The sequence below is a fragment of the Corallococcus sp. AB018 genome, assembly GCF_003986945.1.
GTDB lineage: Bacteria > Myxococcota > Myxococcia > Myxococcales > Myxococcaceae > Corallococcus > Corallococcus exiguus.
This window is the reverse complement of sequence record NZ_RAWR01000145.1, coordinates 21,704-27,767: the sequence shown is the minus strand read 5'-3', so window position 1 is coordinate 27,767 and position 6,064 is coordinate 21,704. Positions and strand designations below refer to the sequence as shown.

The following is a 6,064-nucleotide window of genomic DNA, read 5'->3' as shown; positions in this document are numbered from 1 at the left end:
GTGCCCATGGGGGACGACGCGGCCATGGCCCATGCCCTGGGGCGGGTGGTGTCGGACGCGAAGTGGCGGGACGGGCTGCGCCAGCGGGCCCTGGACCGGGCGGACGAGTTGTCCGCTGAACGGGCGCTCAAGGCCTGGGAGTCGCTGCTGGCGGAGGTCTGACGCGGGGGGCAGGAAAACCTTGCTCCCCTGGTTCTGCTTCCCAGAGGATTCGCCCCATCATGACGACGACGAACGAGACGCAGGGCCTCAACTTCCTCCAGGAAGTCGTTGAGGAGGACCGGCGGACGGGAAAGCACGGCGGACGCGTGCACACCCGCTTCCCGCCCGAGCCCAACGGCTACCTCCACATCGGCCACGCCAAAGCCATCGTGCTGAACTTCGGGCTGGCGCAGCAGTATGGCGGCAAGTGCAACCTGCGCCTCGACGACACCAACCCGCTCACCGAGGACACGGACTACGTGGAGTCCATCCAGCGCGACGTGCGCTGGCTCGGGTTCGACTGGGACGACCGGCGCTTCTTCGCGTCCGACTACTTCGACCGGCTCTACGCCTTCGCGGAGCAGCTGATTTCGCAGGGCCAGGCCTACGTGTGCAGCCTGTCGCCGGAGGAGATCTCCCAGTACCGCGGCAACTTCACCACGCCGGGCAAGGACAGCCCGTACCGCACGCGCACGGTGGAGGAGAACCTGGACCTGTTCCGCCGGATGAAGGCGGGCGAGTTCCCGGACGGCAAGCACACGCTGCGCGCCAAGATCGACATGACGTCGTCGAACCCCGTGCTGCGCGACCCGCCCATCTACCGCATCCGGCACGCGCACCACCACCGCACGGGCGACACGTGGTGCATCTACCCGCTCTATGACTTCGCGCACTGTCTGTCGGACGCCATCGAGGGCATCACGCACTCCGTCTGTACGCTGGAGTTCGAGAACCGCCGCGTGCTGTATGACTGGATCGTCGACGCGCTGATCAAAGGCGACCGGCCCAACCAGTACGAGTTCGCGCGGCTGAACCTCACCTACGCGGTGATGAGCAAGCGCAAGCTGCTCCAGATGGTGCAGGAGAAGCGCGTCTCCGGCTGGGATGATCCGCGCATGCTGACCATCAGCGGCCTGCGTCGCCGGGGCTACACGCCCGCGTCGCTGCGCGACTTCGCGAAGCGCATCGGCGTGAGCAAGTCCGACAGCCTCATCGACATGGGCGTGCTGGAGCTGTCCATCCGGGACGACCTCAACGAGACGGCGCCGCGCGCCATGGCCGTCCTGCGTCCGCTCAAGGTGGTGCTGGAGAACTACCCGGAGGGCCAGACGGAGGAGCTGGAGACGGCGAACCACCCGAAGCGCGAGGACATGGGCACGCGCAAGGTGCCGTTCATGCGCGAGCTCTACATCGAGGCGGACGACTTCCAGGAGGTGCCGGAGAAGGGCTTCTTCCGCCTGGCGCCGGGCAAGGAGGTGCGCCTGCGCTCCGCGTACTTCATCAAGTGCGAGAAGGTCATCAAGGACGCGGCGGGCAACATCACGGAGCTGCGCTGCACGTATGACCCGGCCACGCGCGGTGGCGACTCGCCGGATGGCCGCAAGGTGAAGGGCACGCTGCACTGGGTGCCGGGCAACGCGCCCGTGGCGCAGGTGCGGCTGTTCGACCGGCTCTTCTCGGTGGAGGCGCCGGACAAGGACGAGACCAAGGACTTCAAGGAGTTCCTCAACCCGAACAGCCTGGAGACCCTCACCGGCGCGCGCGTGGAGCCGATGCTCGCGGACGCGAAGCCGGGCGACCGCTTCCAGTTCGAGCGCCTGGGCTACTTCTGCGCGGACGCGGTGGACTCCAAGCCGGGCGCGCCCGTGTTCAACCGCACGGTGACGCTCAAGGACTCGTGGGTGAAGGAGCAGAAGAAGTAGGGCGCTCCCTCCCACGCCGCTGAATCATCACGGAGCCCCGGGTGGAAGCACCCGGGGCTTCGTCGTTTCTCATGAGGGCGGCGTCTCGCGGGTCATCTCCACCATGGTGGGACGCCAGCCCAGCCGCGCGAACAGGCGTTGCGCGGCTTCGTTCTTCGCGGCGGTGTGGAGCACCACGCGCGGCGCGCCCATCTCCGTGAGCCGCTGCACCATGGCCTCCGCGAGCAGCCGGCCGGTGCCGGTGCCGCGCGCCTTCGCCTCCACCCAGATGTCGTGCAGGGCGCCGCACTTGTCGAGGAGCATGTTCCAGTCCACGCCCTCCAGCCGGCCGTAGCAGTAGCCGACCACTTCGCCGTCCAGCTCGGCCACGAGCACCGCGGCCTCCTGCGGACGGCGCGCCTCCTTGCCCAGCCACCAGCGGTAGCCGGACTCCACGTCGTCCGGGATCATGAAGCGCTGCGGGTCGAAGCCGTGGTGCTGGCGCGCGAGCGCCGCGCCCATGCGGCCCAGCGCGGGCGCGTCCAGGTCCTTCGCGGGGCGGATGGTGACGGGCATGCGTTCTCCAGGAAGCGGGTGTCCGCTCCAGGTTGCGCATCGAGGGCCGCGTCTGTCGAAGCCTTCTGGCGAAAAGTGCTCAGCCGCCCACGCGGAAGGGGGCCCGGCGTCGCCTAACGGGCCTTCGCGCGCATCTGGGGGGCGGCGCGCTTGCCCTCGCGCAGGGTGGAGCGGGCCATCTCCACCAGGCCCCAGCCGGCCACGAGGGCGAACACCGCGCCTCCGAGTGCCAACAGGTAGTTCACGAGGCCCGTGTCTCCGCACTGGAGGCACGCCACGGACGGGTCCTCCGGCTCGTAGTGCAGCGTCACCGGGGCGCCGGCCGCGTAGTGGTGCGACACCGCCTGCGCGTCCGCGAGCCCGCCCGCGCCGTGGCCGTCGAAGGCCACCGTGTCGGAGGTGTACGGGACGCCGTTCACCTCGTAGCGGTAGCTCACGTCCGGGCGGAAGCTCACCGCGCGCTTGCTGCGCAGCGTCTCCACGCGGGAGCTCACCACGGTGCCCTGCACGGTGGGCCAGTCCTTGCTCACCTTCGAGCGGTACACCATCCGGCCGCCCGCGAACGCCAGCGCCACGCCGATGCCCAGCAGGGCCAGCCCCATCAGCCACTTCATCATCGTACGAGTCCTTGCTTGCCTCCCGCCGCGCTGCCCGGGCGAGGAAGGCGAATCCGCCTCGGAAGTGCAGTCCCCGGGCCAGGGCCGCTACCCCTGAGGGAGGGAGCCGCGAGGCGGGGCAGATTTCCCCACGGGGGCAATTCGCCCCGGTAGACTCACGGGCCTCCATGTCCGCACTCGCCCAAGAGCTTGAAGTGGCCCGGCGCATCGCCCGCCAGGCTGGTGACATCCTCCTGCAGGTCTACGCCACGGACTTCTCCGTCACGGACAAGGCCGGAGGCGCCGGGCCCGTCACGGTGGCGGACGAGCGCGCCAACGCCTTCATCGTGGGCGAGCTGCGCAAGGCCTTCCCGGCGGACGGCGTGGTGGCGGAGGAGAAGGAGGATGTCTCCGACGCCAAGCGCTTCAGCCGCTGCTGGTTCGTGGATCCGCTCGACGGCACGCAGGAGTTCGTGAACCGCAACGGCGAGTTCGCCATCCACATCGGCCTCGCCGTGGAGGGCCGGGCGGCGCTGGGCGTCGTCTACCGCGCGGTGGGGGACGTCCTGTACTCCGGCGTGGTGGGCGAGCAGGGCTACGTGGAGGACCCGCAGGGCCGCCGCGCGCTGCGCGTGTCGGACGTGGCGGACCCGGCGCAGCTGCGGCTCGTGGTGTCGCGCTCGCACCGCTCGAAGACGACGGACGCGGTGGTGCAGCGGCTGGGCATCACGAAGGAGCGGGAGTCCGGCTCGGTGGGGCTCAAGTGCGGCCTCTTGGCGGAGGCCCACTGCGACCTCTACGTGCACGTGAGCGACAAGAGCTACCGCTGGGACAACTGCGCGCCGGAGGCCGTCATCCGCTCCGCGGGCGGCGTGCTCACGGACCTGGCGGGCGACGCGTACCTGTACGACGGCTCCGAGCTCCAGAACCGCCGGGGCCTGCTCGCGTGCAACGCCGCCGCCTTCGACAAGGTGCTGCCCGTGGCTGCACAGGTGGCCCGCGAGGCCGGCCTGCTGAAGTAGTCAGCGCGTCTGGACCGCGCGGCACAGCTCGCCGTACAGCCGCGCGAGGTCCGGGAGTTGGTAGCTGGCGTTGAGCCCGCTGGGATTGGGCAGCACCCACAGTCGCGTGTCGCCCAGCGTCTCCTTCTGCGGTCCGAACTTCGCCTTTGGCCGCGAGAAGGCGGTGCGGTACGCGCCCAGCCCCAGCACCGCGAGGTACTTCGGACGGTAGCGTTTCACCTTGCGCGCCAGCGACTTCGCGCCTTCCGCGTAGTCCTCCGCGCCCAGCTGGTCCGCGCTCGCCGTGGCCCGGTCCACCACGTTGGTGATGCCCAGGCCCAGCGTCAGGAGCTCCGCCTGTTCCGCCGGCTTCAGGAGGCGCGGGGTGAAGCCCGCCGCGTGCAGTGACGGCCAGAAGCGGTTGCCCGGCCGCGCGAAGTGCACACCCACCACCGCGGAGTAGAGGCTGGGGTTGATGCCGCAGAAGAGCACCCGCAGGTCCGGTGCCAGCAGGTCCGGCATGGTGCGGCCGGTGGCGGCGAACAGCTCGTCCTTCGTGGGGCGGTGGAGCTTCATGGAGTGGGCAATCCAGGGCGGAACCTAGCGGGTCGGGTGCCGCCTCGCACGTCCATGCGCCTGGACGCGGTCCGGGCGGGGAAGGGGACGGATGCCTTTCCCAGCGACAGCGCCCGGTCCTCGGGGGCAGAGTGACACCTCGTGTCCGCATCGACATCGTCCGAGCCCTCGCGGCTGACGCACAGGCACTGGCTCGCGCTCGCGGTGGCCGTGTTGCCGTTGGCGCTCTACGCGTTCTCTCCTCGCGAGGGCGACCTGCCGCTGTACTTCCGGACGGCCCGCGCGTTCCTGGATGGCGCGGTCCCCAACCGCGACTTCCGCTTCGAATACCCGCCCTACGCGCTCCTGTGGTTCGTGCCCGCGACGTGGGCAGGTGGCGACCTGCGTGGCTTCATCCTCGCGTTCGGCCTCCAGCTCACGCTCATCGACGCGTTCATCAAGTGGCTGCTGCTGTCCGAGGGCGTGCGCCGGTGGGGCACGGCCTGGCGCGCGTGGGTTCCGTTCGCGGCGTACTCCGTCGTCAGCTGGCTCCAGAGCGTGCACTACCTCAAGCGCTACGACCTCATCCCCGCCGCGCTCGCGCTGGCCGCGTTGGTGGCCCTGATGCGCCGGCGCGAAGGCCAGGCGGGCGCGTTGCTCGCGGTGGGCACCGTCACCAAGCTGTACCCGGCCGTGCTTGTGCCGCTGGCCCTGGCCGTGTGCTGGCGCCGGGGCTCGAAGCCGACGCGGGCCCTGCTCACCGGACTGATCGCGGGCGTGCTGCCGCTCTTTCCCATGAGTCTCGTGTGGCCATGGTGGCGGTTCGCGGCCTTCCACGTCGAGCGGGGGCTCCAGGTGGAGGCCTTCAGCGCGGGCCTGCTCTGGGCCGCGCACCTGATGGGCTTCGCCCACGTCCAGTGGGTCCACGCTCCCGCCGCCTATGAGCTGCACGGCGCGGACGCCGAGATGGTTCGCGCTGTCACCCGCCAGGTGTGGATCGCGGGCCTGCTGCTGGCCGTGGCGGTGTCCGTGCGCGCCGCGTGGCGCAGGCCTCCCGTGCACATCGAGGACCTGGCCCGGCTGACGCTGGTGCCGCTCGTGGCCTTCGTCATCCTCAACCCGGTGTTGAGCCCGCAGTACCTCATCTGGCTCACCGGGGCCGCCGCGCTCGCGCTGCTCTCCGGAACGGTGGCACCGTCCGCCGTGCTGCTGGTGGCCGCCGCCATCACACGCGGGCTCTTCGCGGGCAGCACCTACAAGACGGGCTGGCAGCCGTCATTCACGCTGCTGCTCCTCGCTCGCAACGCGATGGTGCTCTACGCGGGGCTCGCCTGGGCCCGCGAGGCATGGCGGTGGGGACGCCCTGGCGTCGCGGCGCTTCCGGAGGCGAAGGACGCACCCGCGCCGACACCGCCTCCCTGAAGCCCGGTTGCCTGCTCTCCGTGGACCGGAG

Annotated in this window: 6 protein-coding genes; 3 read left to right on the top strand and 3 right to left on the bottom strand. The window is 70.4% G+C overall.

The genetic code is table 11. The annotated features are described in order from the left end of the window. Positions 1 to 221: 221 nt before the first annotated feature. Entirely contained in the window at positions 222 to 1,904 is a 1,683-nt protein-coding gene (locus tag D7Y11_RS27395) for a glutamine--tRNA ligase/YqeY domain fusion protein (RefSeq protein ID WP_120578392.1), read from the top strand. A 69-nt stretch (positions 1,905 to 1,973) separates the two neighbouring features. Here the strand turns inward: D7Y11_RS27395 and D7Y11_RS27390 are convergent, their stop codons facing one another. Together D7Y11_RS27390 and D7Y11_RS27385 are read right to left on the bottom strand one after the other, a co-directional pair. Continuing rightward, positions 1,974 to 2,459 (bottom strand): GNAT family N-acetyltransferase, encoded by a 486-nt coding sequence (locus D7Y11_RS27390; protein WP_120578391.1) that lies wholly within the window; start codon positions 2,457 to 2,459, stop codon positions 1,974 to 1,976. A 113-nt stretch (positions 2,460 to 2,572) separates the two neighbouring features. After that, positions 2,573 to 3,076, bottom strand: coding sequence for a DUF3592 domain-containing protein (locus tag D7Y11_RS27385; RefSeq protein WP_120578390.1), 504 nt, complete (start codon positions 3,074 to 3,076; stop codon positions 2,573 to 2,575). Between the two features lie 167 nt (positions 3,077 to 3,243). On the opposite strand from D7Y11_RS27385, the gene D7Y11_RS27380 reads away from it, so the two are divergent. Next, entirely contained in the window at positions 3,244 to 4,077 is an 834-nt protein-coding gene (locus tag D7Y11_RS27380; RefSeq protein WP_120578389.1) for a 3'(2'),5'-bisphosphate nucleotidase CysQ, read from the top strand. Here D7Y11_RS27380 and mug read toward each other — a convergent pair whose 3' ends face one another. Next, positions 4,078 to 4,632 (bottom strand): G/U mismatch-specific DNA glycosylase, encoded by a 555-nt coding sequence (mug, locus tag D7Y11_RS27375; RefSeq protein WP_283243294.1) that lies wholly within the window; start codon positions 4,630 to 4,632, stop codon positions 4,078 to 4,080. It lies immediately after the preceding gene. Positions 4,633 to 4,773: 141 nt separating this feature from the next. Between mug and D7Y11_RS27370 the strand changes: the two genes are divergently transcribed. Further along, the gene (locus tag D7Y11_RS27370) at positions 4,774 to 6,033 is read left to right on the top strand and encodes a glycosyltransferase 87 family protein (RefSeq protein WP_126935174.1); all 1,260 of its coding nucleotides are present in this window, start codon (positions 4,774 to 4,776) and stop codon (positions 6,031 to 6,033) included. The last annotated feature ends 31 nt before the right edge of the window (positions 6,034 to 6,064 follow it).

Coding starts and splice junctions, on each gene's coding strand:
- D7Y11_RS27395 (WP_120578392.1), top strand. CDS start 222: ATGACGACGACGAACGAGACGCAGGGCCTCAACTTCCTCCAGGAAGTC.
- D7Y11_RS27390 (WP_120578391.1), bottom strand. CDS start 2,459: ATGCCCGTCACCATCCGCCCCGCGAAGGACCTGGACGCGCCCGCGCTG.
- D7Y11_RS27385 (WP_120578390.1), bottom strand. CDS start 3,076: ATGATGAAGTGGCTGATGGGGCTGGCCCTGCTGGGCATCGGCGTGGCG.
- D7Y11_RS27380 (WP_120578389.1), top strand. CDS start 3,244: ATGTCCGCACTCGCCCAAGAGCTTGAAGTGGCCCGGCGCATCGCCCGC.
- mug (WP_283243294.1), bottom strand. CDS start 4,632: ATGAAGCTCCACCGCCCCACGAAGGACGAGCTGTTCGCCGCCACCGGC.